We start from the raw sequence: 23,700 nt of genomic DNA, 5'->3' as shown, positions 1-23,700 counted from the left end.
CGTCCCCCACCACCATTTATAGGGGTATAGTTTAATGGTAAAACGAAGGTCTCCAAAACCTTTGATGTGGGTTCGATTCCTACTACCCCTGCCATTAATTATGGCGGTTGTGGCGAAGTGGTTAACGCATCGGATTGTGGTTCCGACATTCGTGGGTTCGATTCCCATCAGCCGCCCCATACATACTTTATTAATAAATGTTACTTCCTTTAGGTTACTTCAATGGGCTATAGCCAAGCGGTAAGGCATCGCACTTTGACTGCGACATGCGTTGGTTCGAATCCAGCTAGCCCAGCCAAATTTTTAAAAAACAACCTCGAAGCTTTGCTTCGCTGAATGGTTTTTTAAAAATTTTGCGACAAAGACCGCAGGGCTTTGGAGCAAGTTTTGACAACATATCAAAATTCAACAGAAATGGCGGCATAGCCAAGTGGTAAGGCAGAGGTCTGCAAAACCTTTATCCCCGGTTCAAATCCGGGTGCTGCCTCCAAGTTTTCCAAATTTAAATGCGGGTATAGTTTAGTGGTAAAACCACAGCCACGAGCAAAGCATCCATGAATATGCTACGAGTTGCCTCGACGCATTTACATCCTCGAATAGGCTTGAAGAGGAAGAGGCATGAAGAAGCGTAAATTTAAGTAAATATTAGATGAAATTAAAATGCGGGTGTAGTTTAGTGGTAAAACCACAGCCTTCCAAGCTGTTGATGAGGGTTCGATTCCCTTCACCCGCTCCATATTATAATGGGCCTATAGCTCAGCTGGTTAGAGCGCACGCCTGATAAGCGTGAGGTCGATGGTTCGAGTCCATTTAGGCCCACTATTTGCATTAAATATAACTATTCCGCAGTAGCTCAGTGGTAGAGCATTCGGCTGTTAACCGAACGGTCGTAGGTTCGAATCCTACCTGCGGAGCCAGTTTTTATCTGCATTGTGCCATAGCCTTCTGAGGTGACGGTACAAGTTTAAATTTGCTTAATTGTAAATTAACATTGATTTAACCTAATAAAACCGCTATTTACACACATTTTGTGAAATAGCGGTTTTTTTGTATGTATTCGAATTTTGTTATAAAGTGAACTACGAAAATTGTTTACCTGATGGGAAATTATTGGTTATTCGATGCAACAGAAATGAGGATTCTTTCAGTTTGGTTGAAAGTGACAGAAATAATTCCTTGTTTCGATGAACTAAGGATTTATCTAAATAGAAGATTGAAATAGAGTGGTCCAGCATGACATCAATGCCTGTCTGTAGTCTATTAGTGTTAATAGCATCTTCCAGTTCCCGCATGAGTGCGAATTCCCTCATTGAATCATTAATCATGATGAAAATAAACCAGCCTGTTCCAAACACAAATCTCCCATGATTAGAAATGGTTATAATATCCCCATATTGCAAATGAATGAATCCACTCACCATGTTTTCGCGCTTTGATCCATAATATAAACACTGCAGCGTTAGTCCTTCCTGATCCCTCACAATGAATTCCAATGCAGTAACCCCTTCGCCGATATAATTTATCAGATTAATGGGCAGGATAACCCCACTGATTGAAGCTTCATTTTCCCTTTAATATCAATTCATATTTCTCAATTTTATCTATTATTCCTAAAGATTGAAGTTGAAGGTATTGCAATATCAAGGAAATTTATCGATTAGCCCTATAATTACAATTGATAATTATTTTCATTTTACCGTTGACAATCATTTCCTGACTGCTTAATAAAAATTGCCAGTGTCACTGATAATGATTTTCAATATCATCAACAATCGTAAGACTGAAAACTTTAATGGAGATAGTTAAGAAAAAAAGATATCTTATCGTCTCGGTCATTGTTCTATCAATCCTATCCCTATTCGTTGGTGTGAGCCATATAACACCGAAAGATTTGCTGAATCTGCAGAAATAAAAATTAGCATGAACTAGTTGAGGAAGAAATTGTTTTAGAAAAGACTCCAGAGAACGTAGTAGTTTTTGACTTCGGTATTTTGGATACATTGGATGAGCTTGGAGTTAAGGTTACTGGTGTACCTCAAGTAGCTATCCCTCCTTATTTAGAAAAATACGCTGGATCTGAATACACAAATGTTGGTAGCTTAAAGGAGCCTGACTTTGTGGCGATTCATGCAATGAAGCCTGATGTAATTTTCATATCTGGTCGCCAAGCAGACCTTTATGAAGAGTTCAAGGAAATCGCTCCGACTATTTATATGGGAATTGATTATACAAACTACATGGAATCTTTCACACATAATATGGATTTAATTGCACAAATCTTTGACAAAGAGGATCAAGTGAAGGCAGAACTGGATGAAGTGAATCAGGCAGTTGCCGCTATTAAGGAAAAAACTGCTGGTTCTGACGGTAAAGCATTAATCATCTTAGGGAACGAAGGAAAAATTAGTGCTTATGGACCGAATTCTCGTTTTGGTATTATTCACGATGTGTTTGGGTTTAAAGCTGCAGATGAAAATATTGAGCAATCCACACATGCGCAAAGTGTTTCTTTTGAATATATTGCTGAAACAAACCCAGATATTATGTTTGTCATCGATCGTGATGCAGCTCTTGAAAGCAATTCTAGCACGAAGGATACCGTTGAAAATGAGCTAGTACAAAAAACAAATGCATATAAGAACGGGAAGATCTTCTACTTAGATGCCGGCCCATGGTACTTATCTGGCGGCGGATTAAAGTCTATGAAGCTAATGATTGAAGATGCTCAAGTAGGTGTAGAATAATGTTTTACAAGTTAATCAAGCCACAATGTGTATACCGTGGCGGTAAGTAAATAATAGATAAAAATGAGGCGCCTAATCATATAGATCGCCTCATTTTTTTGAATTCTCCATGAGAAATGGAAGTAAAAAGCAGGTAGCTTCTTTAATTTCCTATTAAAAATAAATTTCACCCAAACTTACTTTAATCTAACCCTCTTTAACCGAAGTGAATTCAACACAACTGAAACGGAACTAAAAGCCATGGCTGCCCCTGCAAGCCATGGAGCCATGTAACCAAGCATGGCAAGTGGGATCATCATAATATTATAGAGAAAAGCCCATAGAAAATTTTGTTTAATATTTGTCATTGTTTTTTTGCTGATTAGGATTGCGTCAACGACTCGATTTAGGTCATCTTTAATAATGGTCATATCACCTGATTCAATGGCCACATCTGAACCTGTTCCAAGTGCAATTCCAACATCGGCAACAGCTAAAGCAGGTGCATCATTAATGCCATCTCCTACCATAATGACCTTATTTCCCTCTTGTTGTAATGTCTGAATGATTTCAGCTTTTTGCTGGGGCATGACTTCAGCCCGTAGTTTATGGATTCCTACCTTTTTTCCTACAGCCATTGCGGTATTTCGATTATCGCCAGTCAGCATGATTACCTCTATCCCCATCTGCTTTAATCGAGACACGGCTTTAACAGATGTTGACTTTATTTCATCTGCTACTGCGATGATTCCAGAAAACTGAGAATCGATAAAGGCAATCATGACAGTTTTTCCTTCCTGTTCAAGCTTAGTTACTAGAGTACCAGCGTTTGGAGGGATGGAGATATCGTTTCTTTTAAAATAGGTCGGGCTGGCAATGACAACCTTTTGATTGTTTACTGTTGCCTTAATTCCATAGCCTGGCATTGACAGGACATGTGACACACTTGGAAAAAAGGATATTTCTCTTTTCGCCCTTTGAACGATCGCTTTAGCAATGGGATGATCGGAAATGCTCTCAATAGCTCCAACGATTTCTAAGAAAGCCCTTATACTTAAATATTCGCTATAAATGTCAGTCACATGAGGTTGTCCTTTTGTGATGGTCCCGGTTTTATCGAAGACAATGATATTATTTTTCCCTAATAATTCAAGAAATCTTCCTTCTTTAAAAAGGATACCAAGCTGTGCAGCTCTTCCGCTTCCGACCATAACAGAAGTCGGAGTGGCAAGCCCAAGTGCACAAGGACAGGCGATAATGAGAACAGCGATTGTTTTTTCTAATGCCTCTTTCAAATCTCCTGGCTGAAAGAGGGTGTACCATGCAAAAAATGTAACCGCAGCAATGGCAATGACAATTGGAACAAATAGGGCTGTAATATGATCTGCTATATATTGAATAGGTGCTTTTGAAGCTTGAGCTTCTTCAACGATTCGAATAATTTGTGACAAGGCAGTTTCAGAATTTCTTTTTGTCGCTCTTATCATTAATAATCCATTTTGATTGATTGTCCCAGCATATACATCATTGCCTATGTTTTTCTCAACGGGTATGCTTTCACCGGTTAACAGTGATTCGTCCATAACGGAGTGCCCATCGATTACTTGTCCATCGATTGGCACCTTCTCCCCAGGCTTTAGAACGATAATATCTCCAGGTATAATTTGTTCAACAAGTCTATTTTCTTCTCTTCCGTTTATATAGACAGTGGCTGTTTTCATTTGTAATTGGTAAAGTTTTTTGATTGCCTCTGCCGTTCGTAATTTTGTTTTTGCCTCGAGCAGTTTTCCTAATAGAATGAACGTAATAATGAAGGCGCTTGTCTCATAGAACAGGTCGACCGGCTGTGCCTGGTGATTGGATTTCAATGTAGTAAAGGTCAGATAATGGCTGTAAAAGAAAGCTGCCGAAGTACTTAATACGACCAATACATCCATATTTGCACTTCTATTTCTTAAGGCCTTCCATGCTCTTTCATAAAATTCTGCTCCAATGAAGAATTGAATGGGAATCGTAATTGCGAACTGAAAAAGGGGATGAATAAACAGATCAGGCACTTTGATGAAGGAAGCCCATTGGAAGTGGGCGAACATAGCCCATGCCATCGGTAGGGTAAGCAAGGCTGAAAAGACAAATTTCCATTGAAGTCTCCTAATCTCTATATTTTTGTTCTGTTCTGAGGAGCTATTTTGGCTAATTTCCTTTGCATCAAACCCAATTTTGTTTATTCTTTGAATGATGTCAGAAATGCTTGTCCGGTTTTTTTCAAAGGAGACACGGCCTTTTTCAGTTGTTAAATTGACTGATATGTCTGTCACTCCATCTATTTTTGAAACGGATTTTTCGATGCGAGTCGTACAGGCGGCACAATGCATGCCTTTTACTTCAATGTGTGCGGTTTCGATCATCGCCGGGCCCCACCACTTTCCTTCATTAATATAATTTATTCTATTAAAATCAATTTGCATTTAGAACGAATGGCAGCAGGAGCTGGACAATGCTTGTTTAACTCTTTTCCCCCATATGCAGTGCTGCTTTTAGTGAGATTTTGTGAATGCCCAGCATCAGAATACCTGCTATAAGTTGATCTAGCCTAGGATTGACTAATGGTGGAAAAAGTGTATGAGAACTAGATTGAGAGGGTAAACAAAGTTTTATCATGAATTGAGTTAGGAGCGGATTATTCATTCCATCCATTAAGGCATTTAGAATGAAAACAGAGCAGGCTGGCAACAAAAGAAGCCCGCTTAGGAAAGCATAACGTTTTTTGGTCTCGCTATATACTTGCGGTTTTTTAAACGGTGAGGTAATAGGCCACCATATACGAAAAGCTAATATGAACAGTAAAAAGAAATAACTATTATGAATGATTGGATGACCAGAGATAAAGTTCAATATTGTTGGTAAATGATACATGGAAAATAGGACCGCAAAAATAAAAAGTGCCAAGATCGGTTTTACAAAGAGAAAAGGCCTGACTAGGATAACCTTCCACAATAGCTGATAAACGGGCTTTGGAATCCCTAATAATAGTAGTGGCGGAATAATAAAAAACAGAATACTCATTTGGATCATATGCAAGCTGAATGAAAGATGGCTAATCACTGCTAAGGGGCTGCCAACTACTAAGACGAGTAAGCCTAGGCTGAGAAGAAAAAGAAGCGGCTTCGTTTGGTGCACTTTGAATGTAGTCGTTTGTTTTACGAGTATTATATATAGAACGGCGAAAAAGACGGCGGTTATTATGATTGAAATATTCCATTCTAATTCGTTTCGAATTAATATTAGATAATCAAACATGCTATTCCTCCTCATATCAGGATGAAATAAACTGAATGGGGGCCTTACTGAAAAGCTGCTATGATTATGGATATGAATTCTGATCATTATACATTCCAAACCTTTAAACAAATTTCACTCCACACTTTCTTAGTTCCAAAAAATAACATAAAATATAGATAAATGTGTTTTTAAGGAGAAGTGAAAATGAAAACACTCGTAGACACGCTTCAAAAGAAAAGAGTTAAAGTCACGAAGATCCCGAAATGGGGCACGTATTTGCGAAATCAATGGGAGGAGCATTTTTCCAGTCATCTTAGTGAGGAAGAGAAGGGTAAAATTCATATGCATGACAAAGGTAAAAGCAGTGGATTCTTATGGCATATTTTCAGCTGTGAAACAAAGGAATGCCTGAAGGAGGAACAGGCAAATGAAGCATTTAATCAATTGCAAAAGCAGGCATGTTATGTTTTTTATCAGCGCTCAAATGATGCGATAATCATTGAAAATGTATCTAGGATTACCGCTGAAGACTTTGAAAATGAACAGGATGTTTATGTAGTGGATAAGGAATTTACGTGGACTTACGTCAATACTCACGAAAAAGGGTTGTGCGGGCCTTACTTTTCGTGGAAACAGGATAGGTAATAATTTTATATTAGAAGAGGGATCGTATGGAGTTATTTATCCAGAGGCTGAGTAGAAAGCAGGCAGTTGAAATCCTAAACTGGAAATACCCAGCACCTTATAACTTTTACAATAATGAAGAAAACGAGGAATCCATTAAGGAATTACTAGGAAGCTTATATTCAGTTGTCATTGATGAAAATGGTCAAATAATAGGCTTCTTTTGTACTGGGGATTCTGCCCAAGTGCCTGCTGGGAACCAGTATGGTGCCTATTCTGAAACATGTATTGATATAGGGCTCGGAATGAAGCCGGAGTTAACAGGGAAGGGGATGGGATTGGCATTCTTTTCTTTTCTCATAGGGCATATCCAACGCGCAGATAAAGCAGTTCCCCTTCGCTTAACAGTGGCGAAGTTTAATGTTAGAGCGATACGCCTTTATGAAAAACTTGGCTTTAAGAGAAAAATAGAATTTAGTAATGGATCTACCGAATTTATGACGATGATAAAAGATTCATAGGAGAGAGGGGATTGGCTGACAACCTGCTTGATTTGGCTGACAAACGTGCAAATCTGGCTGACAAATCACATAAATTGGCTGATAAACCATCGAATTTCGCTGACAAACTATAAATACCCAGCATTTTATAGAAAATATAATCAAAAAGTGCCTATAATAATAGAAAAACCATTCAAAGGAATTAATAATGAAGAAAAAATATGTTTGGCTGACAGCAGCTATTGTTTATTGTATAGCTATTTTTATTACAACGGCTTCTCCTGCTTCGACTGGTGGAAATACGTTAATGATTATCGCGGACTTTTTCCATCTGTCAGAAGATCAGGCAAGAATGGCCAATCTCATATTTAGAAAACTTGTGCATTTATCAGCATTTGGAGTGCTTGCTATATTGTTTTACAATAGCTTTGAAAAGCATCGATTTATTCAAGCCTGGATATACACAACAATCTATGCAGCATCCGATGAAATTCATCAGGCTTTCATCCCAGATCGAACAGGCTCCATTGTGGATGTTGGAATTGATTCAATTGGTGCGCTGATAGCTTTATGCATAATAAAAATGGCTACCCACAGAAGAAGGTAGCCATTTTTACATTTTATTGAGTAGGCCCTACTGTTATGGGTATTGTGCAAATAATCTAGAAATTGCTTATATATTTGGGTTATCGTGCAAATAATTTTGAAAACGTGCATATTTCCGTTATCGTGCAAATAATTTTGAAAACGTGCATATTTCCAGGTTATCGTGCAAAAAAATTTGAAAACGTGCATATTTCCAGGTTATCGTGCAAAAAAAATTGAAAACGTGCATATTTCCAGATTATCGTGCAAATAACCAAAATATCGCAGAAATAATTTAGAAATCGTTTATATGTTAGGATTACGTAATATAATTATTATCCTTCCACACTTTCCTTCTCATACACAGGCACCCAGCCTTCTTGTGTTACGAAGATGCGGACGGCGACTACTTTTCTATCATCAGCAAGTGTGAAATAATGGCGGATATTTTCGGGAACCGAGATGAGGTCTCCAGGATTTAAATGAACTTCAAAAAAGCGCTCATCCTTCCCTTGAATAACGAAAACTCCATGCCCGCTTGCGATGAAGCGCACTTCATCATCTGTATGATGGTGTTCTCTTTGGAAGTTTTTCAATAGCTCATCAAGATTAGGTGTTGTATCGGATAGAGAAATAACGTCCGCTGTTTTGTAGCCGCGGCGTTCTGAAATGCTGTCGATTTCTGCTTTGAAGGCATTTAGAATTCCGTTTTTCTCATCATCGCTAAGATCAAATTTTTCACGAAGATTTTCCGGTAGTTTTTCAATATCCCAGTGTTCGTAAATAACTTCCTGCTGCTCTAAAAATGCTGCAACCTCGTTTTGCTCTTCAATTACTTCATTTGTGCCTTGGATTGTGATTGTTGCCATTGGTATCTCCCTTTCTTATTTAAAATTTGATTTAGCATTGATCAATGCTAGTTGATATTGAAATAAAAATTCACATGCTTCTAATAGTTTCTTAGCTTCAAAGCCATCTTTTCCCCAAACGGTAATGCCATGGTTTCTGATAAGAACGGCCCCTTTATCCGCATGAATATGCTCCTGGAACTCAGAAGCTAGATCCGGAATATGCGCATGGTTATGAATAATGGGGATGGTTAGCTTAGCATCCTCTTCCCAAAAATCAAACGCTTTGATTAATTCTTGATATTGAAAGGCTACTTTCCCTTCAGTACCATATAGCTCTGAGATGACATTATTCGCTACTGTATGAACATGAAGACTGCAGCCCGCTAAAGTCTTTTGGAAAACGGAACAGTGCAACAGGGTTTCAGCTGATGGTTTAAGATGTGTCTCCTCAACGGCTTTTCCATCTCGGTCGACTAGCAGGAAATCCTCTAACGTTCTTTTTCTCTTATCTTTTCCGCTTGCTGTTACGAGAAACTGCAATGGGTCAGTGTGAACCTTGATGGCAAGATTTCCGCTTGTTCCCATGAACCAGTCTCTTGCGGCCAATTCATCTTTAATATCAGCTAGTTCATTCCATTTGGATACGACTGCACTCATACTTTCACATCCAATCTTGATTCAATGATATGGATACAGTCTTGGAAACGTTCGAAAGGTTCGTAACGTATGTTCAATTCCTTGCACTTTTCAATAAGGAAGTCTCTGGCAATCACGACATCTGCAAGCTTAGCAGCCTGAAGATCGGTAATTGAATCGCCAATCACAATGCTTGTGTTTTCCTCTGAAGCTAGCTGACGAATAATGGATGGCTTGCAGCAGCCGCAGCCTTTGCTCGAACAATCATCATCACACTCATGAGGGAAAACAATTCGAATGTTTTCACCGGAAAAATCAGCTTCATTGCAATAAATTTTTTCAAACGGTCCGAATGGTTCAAGAACGGGGTAGACGAAAAAGTCGATTCCACCGCTCACAATGTAAAGCGGAATTTTTGCCTTTCTAGTAAACTGAACGAATTCAGCAAAGCCTTCTCGTATCACGGCATCCTTCATTACGAAAGAGATGATCTCTTCTTTTTTCGAAGAGGGAAGAAGAGAGAACAGCTTGCCAACTCCTTCTTGAATAGAAACCTTTTGACCTAAAATATCATCCTTGATGGCGTCCCATTCCGGCGGTGCGAATTCTTTCATTATATTGACGATGTTATCTTTATTCGTAATTGTCCCATCGAAGTCGCAAAAAATGACTGGATTCTTCATTTTGAACCTCCCCATAACTCGAGGGCTATTTTCAATTCCTGATGTTCCTCAGCGGAGCTAGCCAAACTTTTACCGGCTAGAACAGCATCAACTGCCTGTCTAAACGCCTTTCCGCCGCCCGCTGCTCCGTGAGGGTGGCCATGAACGCCGCCCCCAGCGTTGATTACGCAATCATTCCCATAATCCTCCACTAATAAAGGTACAAGCCCGGGATGAATGCCAGCAGAAGGTACTGGAAATGCCCGTTTTACTGCAGCTTCTTCAGTCAGCTTCTCACCAATTGCAAGTGCAGTATTCTTTTCAAGAGCTACACTGCCATAAGGAGAAGGGAATAAGGAAAAGTCAGCGCCTGAATATCGTGTTAACTTGCCAAGAACAAGCTGACTGGCTACCCCGTAAAAAGCAGAAGAGGTGAAGGCGCCGCTATAAGCTGGATGTGCCATAAGCGGAAGCCGAACCTCCTCATCCTCCGCAAGCTCCTGGAGGACGTCCAGTCCATACGTATGAACATTAAATAAAAGAGCATCTGCACCAAGCTCGCGGGCTCTTTTCGCCTTATCCCTTAATTCGGAAGTCCGGCCTGTTAGGTTTACGGCGTAAAGGGTACGATGGCCAGTTTCCTCATAGACATGCTGCAAAACTTCTTTACTTCTTAAAATTCGTTGCTCGAAAGGTGTTAACGGATTCTCAAATAGGATTTCATCATCCTTTACAAGATCCACTCCGCCAAGAGCCTGCTCTTTCAATTGAGCTGTTAAATATTCGATGTTTCTCCCGATAACGCCCTTGAAAATGCTCATGGTTAGTGGGCGATTATATACATTTAATGTTTTCCGAATACCTTCAATTCCAAAGCGCGGGCCAGGAAATCTGCTTAATAGATCTGAACTAAACTCTAAATCTAGCAGTTTGACTTCTCCGTCCAAGGAAAGCTTCCCAAAAACCGTTGTTAAAATAGCCGGCAGGTCAGCTGAAAAATTGGCGCTTGGATAAGCAATTTTTACTATGCTTAAAATATTATTATGTTTAACAGGATGGCGTGTGTCCGATAATTCCTCGACTGAAATAACGCGTCCTTTATGCTTCTTCAGCTGCTCCTGCTCTAGCAGCGGCAAATCTGTCCAAGAACCGATCGTTAAGCCGAGTGCGATTCCCTCCGCTTTTTTCTCAAAGGATCCTGGCTTGCCAAACAGCTGATAGGTGGCGATGATTTCACTCATGTTGGATCATCCTCCTTTTTAAGTTAGTATTCTCTATACAAAAATAAAACCTCTTCAAATAAGAAGAGGTCAATAGACAAACATCTTCTTATTTCTCAGCATGAAAGCTGCAAGAATTAGCACCGTGTCAAATCGTTTGATCGGTTGCCGGGTTTCATCGGGCTCGTCCCTCCACCTGCTCTTAATAAGAAAAATATATTTAATTTATTTACGATTCAAAAAGTAACTGCCTATTATTATTACACCGCTTAAAAATTCTGTCAATACAGTTTGTGTGATTATTTTTTCTATTAAGAGTGTTGCAAAGTGAAAAAACAATTCAGAAAAAAATGTTGACACTTTCAAAAACAGGTGCTAAGATTCATTTCAAGCAAACTAACGTGAATATGTTAAATACTCTTATCATGAGCAGGCAGAGGGATTTGGCCCGATGAAGCCCAGCAACCGACCGTAATACCGTTGTGAAACGGGGCGCTAATAAGCGCCGGGATTTTCCCGCAAGGCACGGTGCTAATTCCAACGGAAAGGAAACTTTCTGAGAGATAAGAGGCAGAGAATTTGTATTCGTAAGCCTCTTTCGTGATGAGAAAGAGGCTTTTTATTATTTTTATAGATAGGGTGAGAAAAGTTGACAATTTTACAAAAGAAACAGTATGAGCCATTGACTGATGAGACAGCGGTGAAGCTTGCGAAAGAGCTAAATCTATTTTCTGAAGGTTCAGTATTGAACTGCCGTGAAATTGGGGATGGCAATCTGAATTATGTATTCCATATAACTGACTCAATAAATGAAAAAGGTGTTATTATCAAGCAAGCGCTCCCTTATGCAAAGGTAGTGGGGGAAAGCTGGCCGCTCACATTAAAGCGGGCAACAATTGAAACGAACGCGCTGAAAAAGCATGGTGAGTTTGTTCCCCAGCTTGTGCCAGAGGTCTACCATGCTGATGAAGACCTTGCCATTACCGTTATGGAAGATTTATCGCATTTAACAATTGCTCGTGAGGGACTTATTAAAGGGGAATCTTATCCAAAGCTATCAAGCGATATTGGCGAATATTTAGCGAGAACGCTATTTTCAACATCGGACTTTGCCTTGCATCCATTTGAGAAAAAACGTTTAGCCGTCGAATTTTCAAATCCTGAGCTTTGTAAAATTACAGAAGATCTGATATTTACGGATCCTTTCTTCGACCATGATACAAATGATTTTGAACCAGAATTGCGTGCAGATGTAGATGCCATATGGAATAATAGCCTTTTGAAGCTTGAAGCGGCTAAGTTAAAGCAAAGCTTTTTAACAGAAGCAGAAGCATTATTGCATGGGGATCTACATACTGGTAGTATTTTTGCAAGCAGCGCAGAAACGAAAGTCATTGATCCTGAATTTGCCTTTTATGGCCCGATTGGATTTGATGTTGGTTTATTTATCGGAAATCTATTTCTTCATGCGATTTCAAGAGAGGAAGCGAATCGATCTGTAATTTTTGAACATATCGAGAATACTTGGACCATTTTTTGCTCAGTATTTACTGAATTATGGGAAGAGTCAAATGTTGAAGTCTTTACAAAGGTCGAAGGCTATAAAGATTACATTTTACAGAAAATCTTTTCTGACACGCTTGGCTTTGCAGGTTGCGAGTTGATTAGAAGGACGATTGGTCTTGCTCATGTGAAGGATTTAGACGGTATTGAGGATCATGAGAAAAGAATTGCGGCGAAAAAACGAGCGCTTGCATTAGGTGAAACATTAATCTTAAATCGCCAAGTGTTAAATTCGGTAACTGAGGCTATTTCACTATTAGGAGAGAGAAAGGCATGAAGGTTCCAACATCAATTGAATGGAAAAATGGAGAACTAATTATTCTTAATCAGCAAAAGCTCCCTCATCAAATTGAGTTTCTTCAGCTTGATACGATTGAGGAGGTTTTCGATGCTATTGTCACTTTAAAAGTCCGCGGGGCGCCTGCAATTGGGATAACTGCCGCATATGGACTTGCGATCGCAGCACAGAAATATGAAACGAAACAATTAAAAGAATTCCACGAACATCTTCAAAAGGATTTTCGTTATCTAGCTAGTTCACGGCCAACAGCAGTCAATTTATTTTGGGCGCTCGAAAGAATTGCAGCAGTGGCGGAGGAAGCGAAAAGCGTCAATGGAGCAAAAACGACCATTCTTGAAGAAGCGATTAAGATTCATGTAGAAGATGAGGAAACGTGTAGACAAATTGGCGAGCATGCCCTGTCATTGTTAAATAACTTTACGAATGTGATGACAATATGCAATGCAGGGTCCATTGCTACGGCTAAATACGGGACAGCACTTGCACCTTTCCATCTTGGCATTGAACGGGATAAACAGTTTCATGTGTATGCATGTGAAACTCGTCCAGTATTCCAAGGCTCAAGGCTAACCGTTTGGGAGCTGCAGCAATCAGGTGTCGATGTCACTTTGATTACGGACAGCATGGCCGCCCATACGATTCACTCAAAAGGAATTGAAGCGATTATTGTCGGGGCTGACCGGATTGCAGCTAATGGAGACACAGCGAATAAAATCGGTACCCTGGGCTTGGCGATTTTAGCTAAGCATTACAACATTCCATTTTATGTAGCAGCTCCGGCCTCCACCTTTGATCTTTCCATTTCGAGTGGAATGAAGATTCCAATTGAAGAGCGGAAAGCGGAGGAAATGACACATATTGGCGGCATCCCGGTGGCACCGCTTAATACAAAGGTCTTTAACCCGGCGTTTGACGTCACTCCGGCGGAATATATAACAGCCATTATTACAGAAAAAGGGATTATCTATCCAAACTTCAATGAAAATATCAAAAGCCTATTCGGCGAGCTAGTCAGAGAGGGAGAAAAATAATGAAAAAACAACTATCGACATTACTTTTAGCTATTTTACTAGTATCAGCCTTTTTAGTAGGATGCCAGCCAAAAAGCAATACGGCTGCTACTGATCAAAAGGAATCTGAAACACCAAAAAATGCAGAGAAATCCGACCATCCGCTTGCTAATAAAAAAATTGCATTAGTCATGCAGCAAAACTTAGGAACATTTTCAGCCCAATATATTGAAGGTGTTAAAGAGCAGGTAGAAAAATTCGGCGGAACGGTAAATGTTTTTACATCTGAAGGGGATTTAGCAAAAATGGCCTCTAACCTAGATGCTGCCATTAACCAAGGCTTTGACGGAATTTTAATCGATCATGGTACAAAAGAGGCTTTAAATAGCGGAGTTGAAAAAGCGGTAGAAAAGGGGATTCCGGTCATCGCATTTGATGCAGGTATTGAGGTTGAAGGCGTTCCTGTGTTGGAGCAAGGCGATCAGAAAATGGCTGAGATGACGCTAAATAAACTAGGTGAAGATGCAAATGGCGAAGCAAATATCGTGAAAATTTGGGTTGCTGGCTTTGCACCAATGGAAAGAAGACAAGTAGCCTATGAAGCATTCTTGAAAAACAACTCAGGTATTAAGGAAATTGCTGCATTTGGAGCAGCGACAGCTAATACAGCATTAGATACACAAGCACAAATGGAAGCAATCTTGAAGCAATATCCGAAAGAAGGACAAATCACAGCTGTTTGGGCAGCTTGGGATGAGTTTGCTAAAGGTGCTGTGCGTGCGATTGAGCAAGCCGGAAGAACGGACATTAAAGTTTACAGCATCGACATGAGTGATGAAGATCTGCAGATGATTCAAAAGGAAAATAGTCCATGGGTTGCTTCTGCTGCAGTTGATCCTAAGGATATCGGACGCATCCAAGTTCGTTATTTATACCAAAAAATCAATGGCGAAAATCCAGAGCAAAAAATTGTTCTTAACCCAGTATTTGTAGACAAAGCCAATCTTCCTGACCAACAAGTCACTACAAACGAGCTAAGCGAATACATCAAAGGCTGGGGAGCGAGTGAACAAGGCTATAACGATGCATTAAAAGAATTAGAGGAACAGCTTAAATAGACAAATGATCTAATGGAAAAGCCCTATATTCGTATCGGGCTTTTCTGCAGAAAGGAGGAGATTTCATGTCGGATACGCTGCTAGCGATGGAAAAAATACAAAAACAATTTGGGAAAGTATCGGCACTGAATGATGCTTCTTTTCAGCTTAAAAAGGGAGAAATCCATGCACTGCTCGGCGCGAATGGGGCTGGGAAAAGTACGCTTATGAAAATTCTGTCCGGAGTGTATGAGCATGACGGCGGAGAGATTTTCCTTGATGGAAAAGCGATTCGGTTCCATTCACCTAAAGCAGCAAAGGAACAGGGAGTATATTGTGTTTACCAAGAGGTCGATACAGCCATTGTACCTGAACTTTCTGTTGCTGAAAATATTATGCTTGATACATTTGCCTCTCAAAAAACTCTCTTCGTTTCTAAAAAAAAGATCAACGAAAGGGCAAAAGAGGCATTAAAACAGCTCCAGTCCGAGCATATTCCCGTACAGAAGCAAGCCCTAGAGCTGACTCTTGCTGAAAAACAGATTGTTTTAATCGCACGGGCATTAGTTCATTCGGCAAAAATTATTATTTTCGATGAACCGACTGCCCCGCTTTCTGTTCATGAATCGGAGCGGCTGTTTTCCGTGATGGAAAAATTAAAAAATCAAGGTGTCGGCTGTGTATTTATTTCACACCGGCTTCCGGAAGTATTTGAAATTTGTGACCGAGTAACTGTGATGCGGGAAGGGAAAACAGTGAGTACTTCAGCAACGGCCTTAACTACTCAAGACCAGGTTGTTGAGGATATGCTCGGCGATGCCTTTACTAGTGAACTTGGAAAGCACGAGAAGCACATCGGTTCAACATTACTAGAAGTATCGGAATTAACTGATGGTCATAAGCTTCACGATATTTCTTTCTCGGTTTCCGAAGGAGAAATTATTGGCGTTGTTGGTTTAGTTGGAGCTGGAAAGACAGAGCTTGCAAAGACATTATTCGGGGTGACTCCGGCTAAGCGCGGGAAAATTTCACTTAATAAGAAAACGGCAAAAATTCACCATCCATCCGATGCCATTAAAGCAGGTATTGCCCTTGTTCCGGAAGAACGGAGGAAAGAAGGTCTGTTTGTTCATGAATCTCTAAGAATCAACTCCACCTTTCCAAATCTACGGAAATTTACACGGGGTTTGTTTATGCATAAGCCATCAGAAACAGCCTTTGCTGACAAAATCATCGCCAGTCTTCAAATTAAAACAAACAATACCGAAACCCCGCTCGTACATTTAAGCGGCGGGAATCAGCAAAAGGTGGCAATAGGAAAATGGACCTCGCTGGATTCCAGCATTTATTTGTTCGATGAGCCAACAAAGGGTGTCGATATTGGGGCAAAGGTTGATATATTTAAACTCATTCGGCAAATCTCAGAGAAGCAAAAAGGGGTTATCTATTTTTCTAGTGAAATTCATGAAATCCTTGGAATATCAGATCGAATTCTTGTCATGTACGATGGCAAAATCGTGAAGGAATTTTCCCGTAAAGAAGCCACACAAGAGAAGATTTTGCTGTATGCAAGCGGCGGAAAGGAAGAGCAGCATGAAAGAGAAAAGCATCCAGTTTCTATTTAAATACGGAGCTATCGCCCTAATGATTTTTATTATTCTTTATTTTAGTCTCATTAGCGAGGCATTTTTCACCTATGGAAATTTTGCTGACATTCTACGTTCGATTTCCATCGTTACGGTACTGGCTTTAGGAGTAACTTTTACTTTAGTCGTAAACGGATTTGACTTGTCAGTTGGATCAACCATGTCATTGTCAACCGTTGTTACAGCCTCATTAATGGTCTGGTATGATATGCCGCTCTGGCTTGTGCTGATTTTGCCTATCCTTGTAGGTGTCCTTGTTGGGGTTTTCAATACGTTATTAATTGTCGTTATTGGGATTCCTGATTTGCTTGCCACATTAAGCACAATGTATATCGTTGCAGGGCTGCATCGGACGTATACAGAGGGCTATTCGATTTATAATCATATGCCGTTAACTTCGGGAGGAACGGCGATTGGTGAATTTTCGAGTGCCTTCCTTTGGATCGGACAAGGGAAAATGCTCGGACTTCCCGTTCCTGTGTGGATTATGCTGTTGTTAGTGATTGTTACTTTTCTAGTGTTAAATCATACGAGATGGGGACGAATATTATATATGACAGGGGGCAATGCGGAAGCCGCCACTTTATCGGGTGTAAACGTCAAGAAGGTGAAGTTTGCTTCCTATGTCGTCTCTGGTATTTTTGCTTCAATCGCAGGGATCTTATTTACAGCGCGTGTGGGGTCTGGACAAATTGATGCTGGTGCTCCACTCTTAATGGAAGCTGTTGCCGCTGTGTTTGTGGGCTATTCCGTGCTTGGCGCTGGTAAACCAAATGCAATCGGGACATTTTTCGGTGCGGCCGTTATTGGAATCCTGCTAAACGGACTAACCATCTTGAATCTTCCCTATTATGCTTTCGATATTGTAAAAGGTTCTGTATTAGTGCTGGCATTAGCTGTCACTTATATGCATGCAAAAAATAAATTTTCTCATTAAATGATGCCTGATCTTTGATGCGCAGGAATTGACGCATATGAGGTCAGGCACTTTTTTCCTCATTATAGCTTGAAAAGTATCTTCATATCAAAGTATAATGGGATGATTCTACAGGTACAAGGATGGTACATAAATGAAAAAAAGGATTGTAGATATTGTCTATATTTTAATAGGAGCATTTCTATTTGCAGTAGGGGTTAACGTTTTTATTATTCCAAACGAGCTAGGAGAGGGCGGCGTAACGGGGATTACTATTATTGCCTACTACCTATGGCAATGGTCGCCGGGTCTCGTGAACTTTGTCCTGAATTCAATTCTGTTAATTGTGGGTTATAAGTTTTTGAGTAAAATGACCACCATTTATACGATTATTGCGGTTGTCTTGAATTCTTTGTTTTTGCATCTAACAGAAGGTTGGACGATAAATTCAAACGAAATTGTCGTCTCCACGATTTTTGGAGCTGTCATTATTGGTGCGGGGATTGGAATAATCATACGGGTAGGCGGAACAACGGCCGGGTCTACAATCTTAGCAAGAATGACCCAGAAATATCTTGGCTGGAATTTAGCTTATGGGTTGTTATTTTTTGATTTAATTGTAGCATTTTCATCCTATTTTATCATCGGTGCTGAGAAGTTGATGCTGACGATTATAATGCTTTATATTGCAACAAAGGTGATGGAATTTGTTATTGAGGGAATTAACACGAAAAAAGCGGTAACGATCATTTCAGCAGAGCCTGACCAAATTGCGCAGCAGGTGAATGAGGAGATGAATAGAGGTGTAACTGTCTTTTCTGGAAGCGGCTATTACACAAAAGCGCAAAAGGATATCCTCTATATAGTCATAAGCAGCCAGGAAATTGTGAAGCTGAAGAAAATTGTTAAAGAAGCAGATTCGCATGCATTTATTGCCATTCACGATGTCCGAGATGTGTTCGGACTAGGCTTCGGAGAGATTTCAAAAGCGGATTAATACTATAGAAGAAAGATGAACAAAGTTTATTGGACAGGTTTCCGAGTTACGGCTAAAACCTGTCCACCAAATGGAGTTTATTGGACAGGTTTCCGAGAATCAGCAAAAACCTGTCCGCCAAAATGAGTTTACTGGACAGGTTCCCGAGATTCGTCAAAAACCTGTCCACCAAATCAAGCACTCTTCTTTAAACAGACATCCCCTCATCCATCCTCGCCTCATACCGCCTCATTCTTCTCTCAAGCATCGCAAAAAGAACTTCAAAGACAAAACATAGTAGCCAATAAATCAAGGCCGCCACTAAATACATTTCCAAATATTTATAGCCATCATTCGCAATAATTTTTGCCATGCCCATGATTTCAATGACTTTAACTGCAAAAGCAAGAGAAGTTGCCTTTATGAGACCAATAAATGTATTGCCCAGATTAGGAAGAGAAAGGACCAATGCTTGCGGCAAAATAATTCTTCGTAAGCCTTGTGTTGTTGTCATGCCTACTGAATAAGCAGCTTCCATTTGACCGGCATGGGTAGCATTGATGGACGCACGGAAAATTTCGGACTGGTAAGCTGCTGTATTCAGAGTATAGGCAATCAAGGCATACACGATAGGGGATATTCCATCGGCGTCGAGACTCCATCCTAGCTGTTTGTTCAGGAGATTAAACAACGCAGGTATCCCATAGAATAATACGAAAAGGAGCACAATCATCGGCACGCCTCTAATAAAGGAGACGTACACTATAGCGACCCGATGCAAAACGGGCACTTTATAAATTCGGCATAAGGCAATCAGAAGGCCAAAAGTGATTCCGAGGATCATTGAAAAAACCGCAATAATCAGTGTTAAAGGTACACCCTTCAGCACCTCCGGAAATTGCTTTAATGCAAAGTCAAAGTCGATAATAGACACGATAGATCACTACCTTTAAAAAATTAATCTGCAATGCTGACACGGCCCTTTTTCAATCCCTTTTCTAAAAGTGCAATCAAATTTTCAATGACAATACACGTGCCCCAATAAACTAGCGAAATGGTAAAGTACACTTCAAACATGCCGATTCCATAGTTATTTCCTAGAATAATCCGAACCTGCCCCATAATATCAATGATGCCAATCGTAAAGGCGAGGGAGGTATCCTTCAGCAATTCAATAATATTATTCCCGAGATCAGGTAAGGCCACTAAAAACGCCTGTGGCAGGATGATTCTCCACAAAGCCTGTGAGTAGCTCATTCCAACACTGTAAGCAGCTTCTAATTGGTCCCTTCCAACGGCCATATAGGCAGATCTAATTACCTCAGAAAGGTAGGCACCTGTATATAATGAGAAGGCAATCACAACAAAAATAAAACGATCCCAGCCATTAATATCAATATTCACAAGCAACAGCAGCTGAGGGAGTCCAAAATAGATGAGGAACAGCTGTACTAATAATGGCGTACAACGCATGAAAGACAAATAAAAGGTAGCAACTGCATATGAAATCGGCCTTTTTTGAATTCGGACAATGGCGACAATAACACCGATAATTAAAGAAAAGAAAAGTGAAACACCTAACATAAGTAAAGTAAGCGGGAGCTTATTTAATACCCTCATTAATAAGTCCAGCCAATCGGAAAATCCTGAACTAATCATCTTATTTCACCGCCTGCTGTAAAAATGACTCCGATGTTCATAGCTGTCATCGGAGTCAATCTATGAAACTATTACTCGAATTTAAAGCCTTCTTGATTGATATAATCCAAATCCTTAAAGAAGTCGACATCGAACCATTTTTCAGACAGCTTTGAAAGGGTGCCGTCTTCAATTAACTCCTTAGTCGCTTTATCCATTTTCTGAGCAAGCTCGGTTTCCTTTTTATTAAATACAACCCAAATTGGCTCTTTTGAAACAATTCCGCTAACTTTTAAATCAAGATTCATTTGTTTTTGCATTTCATTAAACGTTGTTAAGTTTAGGAAAATGGCATCTGCTTTCCCTTCGGCAACCCTTTTTAAATTGTCGGCATTGGAAGCATGCTCAATTGTATCGAGGGTTAATGGGTTATCCGAGTGCTTGTCGTTGTATGAATTAAGAATGGTACGTAATCCGCCGCTAGGAGCCATTGGAGGGAATTTCTTGCCGACCATGTCATCCAATGTTTTAATATCATCGCGATCCTTTTTGGTAATTAAAGTTGTAAGGGAATAGCCAAATTCATTTTCGGGAAAAAGAAACTTCTCTTGTCTTTCAGGGTTTTTAAAGAACCAGTTAATCGCGAATGTGTATTTACCTGTATCGACACCAACTAGATTGGCTTCTTCCTCTCCAAAAAGATATTCGAATTTATATTCAGGAAGCTTTTTCTCGATTTCCTTCATATAATCCATGTCGTATCCAATTGGCTCATTGTTGTCATCTGTGTACAGGAATGGGGGATTGACTTCATCGCTTAAGGCAATCTTTACAACTATTTTTTCATCGTCTTTTTCTGATCCTGTGCTTTGGGAGCAGCCTGCGAGGCCGAGTATAAGCACGAATGCTAGAATTGCTATTTTCATTAAACCTTTCATCACAATGACCTCCTAAATTAAATACTCTGGTTCACGAACCAATCGTTTTAGAAACTGCTTCATCCGTTCGTGTTTTGGATGAATGAGTACATCCTGGGGATCCCCTTGTTCTACAATGACGCCTTCGTCCATAAAGACAACTCGATTTGCTACATCTCTGGCGAAATCGATTTCATGTGTCACAATCACCATGGTGATGCCTTCACTGGCTATTTGCTTAATAATGGACAACACTTCTCCAACCATTTCTGGGTCGAGAGCTGAAGTGGGCTCATCAAATAAAATAACCGATGGATTTAATGCAAGTGCCCTTGCTATGCCAACTCGCTGCTGCTGACCGCCGGAAAGCTGTGAAGGATAATCATTTACTTTTTCAGCTAGCCCTACCTTCTGAAGGAGGGATAGACTGATATCCTTTGCTTCGGATTTAGGCAGTTTTTTAGCCACTATTAGCCCTTCCATTACATTTTCCAGAACCGTTTTATTCTTGAACAGGTTATAGTGCTGAAAAACCATGGCAGTTTTTCTTCTTAATGTAAGGATATCCTGCTTGGAGGGATGCTTTCCTTGAACGGTAAACCCGTCAACGCTTATTAGTCCATCATCCGGGCGCTCCAAGTAGTTGATGCATCTGAGAAGTGTAGTTTTTCCTGATCCGCTTGGGCCAATAATGGCCACCACATCCCCTTTATTCACTTCAAGGTCAATCCCTTTTAATACATGATTTGATTTAAACTGCTTTTGGATGTTCTTTAACTCGATCATATTCCTCCTCCTTGTTAGAAAAGTGCAAGCGCCTTGGTCTCCCCCGACAAGCACAAGACGAGCCTCCCGGAAAGGTGTTCTTTGCCTTTCTGGGAGGATTGGCTTGTGACTCGAGGTCGACAAAAACGCAACGTCCTGTTGCATTGTCGACACTAGTACGTCCTGTACGTCGGGGGTAGGCGCTGAAGCTAGACATTGGGAAACAATGTAGTTAATACTATTTAGAATGTTCGAATATAATAATCCAAACAATACCATCATTAATCGCATCTGTAAAGTGGGATATAAAATATTTAAAAAATTTTTATTAATAGGCTAATCCAAAGGAATTATTAATAATAAGTTGATAAATCATAATAAAAATTCTTGACGATGTAATTGAATTTCGTTATTATCAAAGCCAACAAGAATAATCGGAATTATAAGAATAATGTATGCGTGAAATTCATTCTGGTTAAGGAAGTGTGAAGAAAATGTTAGATTTATTTATAAAAAATGACACTCAAAGAAATTGGCTGAAAAAGCTGCATGAAAAAGAAGCCGAATTTAAAAGGAAATCCGCTGAAACTGACGAACAATCAAAGTTTCCTAAAGAGAATATTCATAGATTAGTTGAAATGGGATATACAAAACAAACGTTACCAGCGGCTTATGGCGGTGGTGGTTTAAGTGCGTATGATATGGTTCTGCTCCAAGAAACCTTAGCCAGTTTCGATGGAGCAACAGCCCTATCGATTGGCTGGCATATGGGAGTCGTTGGCGAGGTTTATGAAAAGCAGCTTTGGGATGATGAGAGTCTAGAGCTATTCGCAAAAGAGGTTCAAAAAGGGGCATTAATTAATCGTTGTGTGAGTGAAGCACAAACAGGAAGCCCGACGAGAGGCGGCCGACCTGGCACGATTGCAGTAAAAAAAGATGACCATTGGGTGATTTCAGGCAGAAAAAACTTTACAACAATGTCTCCAGTCTTAACGCATTTCCTTGTTTCCGCTTGGTTGGAGGAGAAGCAAGCAATCGGGTTCTTTCTTCTGCATAAAGATTTAGAGGGGCTGAGCATTGAAGAAACTTGGGATGTGATATCGATGAGGGGGACAGAAAGCCATGATCTTGTCCTCAAGAATGTTGTCGCCCCAAACTCAAAGTTAGTTGAAATCAATCATGGCCCAAGAGGCGATCAATTAAATGCCTGGACGATTCATATTCCTGCCTGCTACATCGGGATTGCTCAAGCGGCGCGGGATTACGCCATTCAATTTGCTAATGAATACTCGCCAAACAGCCTGAATGGACCAATTAGTCAGCTGCCAAATGTTCAAAATTTAATTGGCCAAATCGAGCTAGAGCTTATGCAAGCTAGACATTTTTTATATAGTGCAGCTGCAGCATATGATGACGAAGAGCGTAGAAGCTATATAACGAATGAACTTGGCGCCGTGAAGCATACAGTGACAAATTCCGCCATTTCTATTGTTGATAAGGCGATGAGGGTCGTAGGAGCAAAAAGCCTGCAGCGTCAAAATCCGCTGCAAAGATATTATCGGGATGTAAGAGCAGGTTTGCATAATCCTCCAATGGACGATGTCACAATTAGGAAGCTTGCCTTAACGGCATTGAACAAATAGCCTATAAGAAAAAACGATAAAAGCAGTGTGATTTACTAATGAAATGCACTGCTTTTTAGTATGTCTATATAATAAATTGTTTTTTGAAAAAATCCCCCAAAAGAAGAGTAAGTAAATTCTGAAGAAATGAAACGAATCCTTTTGC

At 40.1% G+C, this 23,700-nt stretch carries 21 protein-coding genes, 7 tRNA genes, 1 pseudogene and 2 riboswitches; of the genes and pseudogenes, 18 read left to right on the top strand and 11 right to left on the bottom strand.

The genetic code is table 11. The features are described 5' to 3' along the window. Window positions 1-20: 20 nt before the first annotated feature. The 7 genes from AR328_RS12010 to AR328_RS11980 all read left to right on the top strand — a co-directional run bounded on the left by AR328_RS12010 (window position 21) and on the right by AR328_RS11980 (window position 917). Window positions 21-94 (top strand) — tRNA-Trp (locus AR328_RS12010). Between the two features lie 9 nt (window positions 95-103). After that, window positions 104-179, top strand: a tRNA-His gene (locus AR328_RS12005). Between the two features lie 44 nt (window positions 180-223). Further along, window positions 224-298 (top strand) — tRNA-Gln (locus AR328_RS12000). Window positions 299-416: 118 nt separating this feature from the next. After that, window positions 417-490 (top strand) — tRNA-Cys (locus tag AR328_RS11995). Window positions 491-662: 172 nt separating this feature from the next. Further along, window positions 663-736: transfer RNA gene (locus tag AR328_RS11990), tRNA-Gly, on the top strand. 9 nt (window positions 737-745) lie between these two features. Next, window positions 746-819 (top strand) — tRNA-Ile (locus AR328_RS11985). A gap of 23 nt (window positions 820-842) precedes the next feature. Beyond that, window positions 843-917 (top strand) — tRNA-Asn (locus tag AR328_RS11980). A 162-nt stretch (window positions 918-1,079) separates the two neighbouring features. Here AR328_RS11980 and AR328_RS11975 read toward each other — a convergent pair. Continuing rightward, on the bottom strand, window positions 1,080-1,493 hold the full coding sequence (locus tag AR328_RS11975) for a hypothetical protein (protein WP_066295234.1): 414 nt from the start codon (window positions 1,491-1,493) through the stop codon (window positions 1,080-1,082). Between the two features lie 426 nt (window positions 1,494-1,919). Between AR328_RS11975 and AR328_RS11970 the strand changes: the two are divergent. Then, a pseudogene (locus AR328_RS11970) lies at window positions 1,920-2,744 on the top strand (siderophore ABC transporter substrate-binding protein); the annotation flags it as partial. A 176-nt stretch (window positions 2,745-2,920) separates the two neighbouring features. On the opposite strand, the gene AR328_RS11965 reads toward AR328_RS11970, so the two are convergent. Both AR328_RS11965 and AR328_RS11960 read right to left on the bottom strand, forming a co-directional pair. Beyond that, the gene (locus tag AR328_RS11965) at window positions 2,921-5,131 is read right to left on the bottom strand and encodes a heavy metal translocating P-type ATPase (RefSeq protein WP_066295232.1); all 2,211 of its coding nucleotides are present in this window, start codon (window positions 5,129-5,131) and stop codon (window positions 2,921-2,923) included. A 97-nt stretch (window positions 5,132-5,228) separates the two neighbouring features. Beyond that, on the bottom strand, window positions 5,229-6,023 hold the full coding sequence (locus AR328_RS11960; RefSeq protein WP_066295231.1) for a cytochrome c oxidase assembly protein: 795 nt from the start codon (window positions 6,021-6,023) through the stop codon (window positions 5,229-5,231). Between the two features lie 186 nt (window positions 6,024-6,209). Between AR328_RS11960 and AR328_RS11955 the strand changes: the two genes are divergently transcribed. From AR328_RS11955 to AR328_RS11945, 3 genes are all read left to right on the top strand, one after another. Further along, window positions 6,210-6,650, top strand: a complete 441-nt coding sequence (locus AR328_RS11955; protein WP_066295230.1) for a DUF4275 family protein — start codon at window positions 6,210-6,212, stop codon at window positions 6,648-6,650. 26 nt (window positions 6,651-6,676) lie between these two features. Then, window positions 6,677-7,150 (top strand): GNAT family N-acetyltransferase, encoded by a 474-nt coding sequence (locus AR328_RS11950; RefSeq protein WP_066295229.1) that lies wholly within the window; start codon window positions 6,677-6,679, stop codon window positions 7,148-7,150. A 187-nt stretch (window positions 7,151-7,337) separates the two neighbouring features. Then, window positions 7,338-7,736, top strand: a complete 399-nt coding sequence (locus tag AR328_RS11945; protein WP_066295228.1) for a VanZ family protein — start codon at window positions 7,338-7,340, stop codon at window positions 7,734-7,736. 313 nt (window positions 7,737-8,049) lie between these two features. On the opposite strand, the gene AR328_RS11940 is transcribed toward AR328_RS11945, so the two are convergent. From AR328_RS11940 to mtnW, 4 genes are read right to left on the bottom strand one after another with little or no spacing between them, the layout of a single operon-like run. Next, window positions 8,050-8,583, bottom strand: coding sequence for a 1,2-dihydroxy-3-keto-5-methylthiopentene dioxygenase (locus tag AR328_RS11940; RefSeq protein ID WP_066295227.1), 534 nt, complete (start codon window positions 8,581-8,583; stop codon window positions 8,050-8,052). Between the two features lie 15 nt (window positions 8,584-8,598). Beyond that, window positions 8,599-9,222, bottom strand: coding sequence for a methylthioribulose 1-phosphate dehydratase (locus AR328_RS11935; protein ID WP_066295226.1), 624 nt, complete (start codon window positions 9,220-9,222; stop codon window positions 8,599-8,601). Next, a complete protein-coding gene (locus AR328_RS11930) occupies window positions 9,219-9,884 on the bottom strand; it encodes a 2-hydroxy-3-keto-5-methylthiopentenyl-1-phosphate phosphatase (RefSeq protein WP_066295225.1) in 666 nt (221 codons plus the stop codon). The genes AR328_RS11935 and AR328_RS11930 overlap by 4 nt, the downstream gene beginning before the upstream one ends. After that, window positions 9,881-11,104: a 2,3-diketo-5-methylthiopentyl-1-phosphate enolase gene (gene mtnW / locus AR328_RS11925; RefSeq protein WP_066295224.1), complete on the bottom strand. Its 1,224-nt coding sequence runs from the start codon at window positions 11,102-11,104 to the stop codon at window positions 9,881-9,883. Before mtnW ends, AR328_RS11930 begins: the two co-directional genes overlap by 4 nt. An 85-nt stretch (window positions 11,105-11,189) precedes the next feature. After that, window positions 11,190-11,295, bottom strand: a riboswitch (SAM riboswitch). A 205-nt stretch (window positions 11,296-11,500) separates the two neighbouring features. Then, window positions 11,501-11,653, top strand: a riboswitch (SAM riboswitch). Window positions 11,654-11,732: 79 nt separating this feature from the next. On the opposite strand from mtnW, the gene mtnK reads away from it, so the two are divergent. The 6 genes from mtnK to AR328_RS11895 all read left to right on the top strand — a co-directional run bounded on the left by mtnK (window position 11,733) and on the right by AR328_RS11895 (window position 18,613). Continuing rightward, window positions 11,733-12,923 (top strand): S-methyl-5-thioribose kinase, encoded by a 1,191-nt coding sequence (mtnK, locus tag AR328_RS11920; protein WP_066295223.1) that lies wholly within the window; start codon window positions 11,733-11,735, stop codon window positions 12,921-12,923. Then, a complete protein-coding gene (gene mtnA, locus AR328_RS11915) occupies window positions 12,920-13,978 on the top strand; it encodes an S-methyl-5-thioribose-1-phosphate isomerase (protein WP_066295222.1) in 1,059 nt (352 codons plus the stop codon). The genes mtnK and mtnA overlap by 4 nt, the downstream gene beginning before the upstream one ends. After that, the gene (locus tag AR328_RS11910) at window positions 13,978-15,075 is read left to right on the top strand and encodes a sugar ABC transporter substrate-binding protein (RefSeq protein ID WP_066295221.1); all 1,098 of its coding nucleotides are present in this window, start codon (window positions 13,978-13,980) and stop codon (window positions 15,073-15,075) included. Before mtnA ends, AR328_RS11910 begins: the two co-directional genes overlap by 1 nt. A gap of 65 nt (window positions 15,076-15,140) precedes the next feature. Further along, window positions 15,141-16,679, top strand: a complete 1,539-nt coding sequence (locus AR328_RS11905; protein WP_066295220.1) for a sugar ABC transporter ATP-binding protein — start codon at window positions 15,141-15,143, stop codon at window positions 16,677-16,679. Beyond that, window positions 16,648-17,637, top strand: a complete 990-nt coding sequence (locus AR328_RS11900) for an ABC transporter permease (RefSeq protein ID WP_191969054.1) — start codon at window positions 16,648-16,650, stop codon at window positions 17,635-17,637. The genes AR328_RS11905 and AR328_RS11900 overlap by 32 nt, the downstream gene beginning before the upstream one ends. A 133-nt stretch (window positions 17,638-17,770) precedes the next feature. Beyond that, window positions 17,771-18,613 carry a YitT family protein gene (locus tag AR328_RS11895; RefSeq protein WP_066295218.1) on the top strand — a complete coding sequence of 281 codons (843 nt, stop codon included), beginning with the start codon at window positions 17,771-17,773 and terminating at the stop codon, window positions 18,611-18,613. A 187-nt stretch (window positions 18,614-18,800) separates the two neighbouring features. On the opposite strand, the gene AR328_RS11890 is transcribed toward AR328_RS11895, so the two are convergent. The 4 genes from AR328_RS11890 to AR328_RS11875 all read right to left on the bottom strand — a co-directional run bounded on the left by AR328_RS11890 (window position 18,801) and on the right by AR328_RS11875 (window position 21,933). Continuing rightward, a complete protein-coding gene (locus AR328_RS11890; protein WP_066295217.1) occupies window positions 18,801-19,526 on the bottom strand; it encodes an amino acid ABC transporter permease in 726 nt (241 codons plus the stop codon). A 23-nt stretch (window positions 19,527-19,549) separates the two neighbouring features. Next, window positions 19,550-20,251: an amino acid ABC transporter permease gene (locus tag AR328_RS11885; protein ID WP_066295216.1), complete on the bottom strand. Its 702-nt coding sequence runs from the start codon at window positions 20,249-20,251 to the stop codon at window positions 19,550-19,552. A 71-nt stretch (window positions 20,252-20,322) separates the two neighbouring features. Continuing rightward, window positions 20,323-21,168 carry a transporter substrate-binding domain-containing protein gene (locus tag AR328_RS11880; RefSeq protein WP_066295215.1) on the bottom strand — a complete coding sequence of 282 codons (846 nt, stop codon included), beginning with the start codon at window positions 21,166-21,168 and terminating at the stop codon, window positions 20,323-20,325. 12 nt (window positions 21,169-21,180) lie between these two features. Further along, window positions 21,181-21,933, bottom strand: coding sequence for an amino acid ABC transporter ATP-binding protein (locus tag AR328_RS11875; RefSeq protein ID WP_066295214.1), 753 nt, complete (start codon window positions 21,931-21,933; stop codon window positions 21,181-21,183). 473 nt (window positions 21,934-22,406) lie between these two features. Between AR328_RS11875 and AR328_RS11870 the strand changes: the two genes are divergently transcribed. Then, window positions 22,407-23,555: an acyl-CoA dehydrogenase family protein gene (locus tag AR328_RS11870; RefSeq protein WP_066295213.1), complete on the top strand. Its 1,149-nt coding sequence runs from the start codon at window positions 22,407-22,409 to the stop codon at window positions 23,553-23,555. Window positions 23,556-23,700: the final 145 nt, after the last annotated feature.

Origin of the sequence: Bacillus sp. FJAT-29937 (genome assembly GCF_001509555.1) — a bacterium.
Lineage (GTDB): Bacteria > Bacillota > Bacilli > Bacillales > Cytobacillaceae > Cytobacillus.
This window is presented reverse-complemented; position numbering and strand designations above follow the sequence as displayed.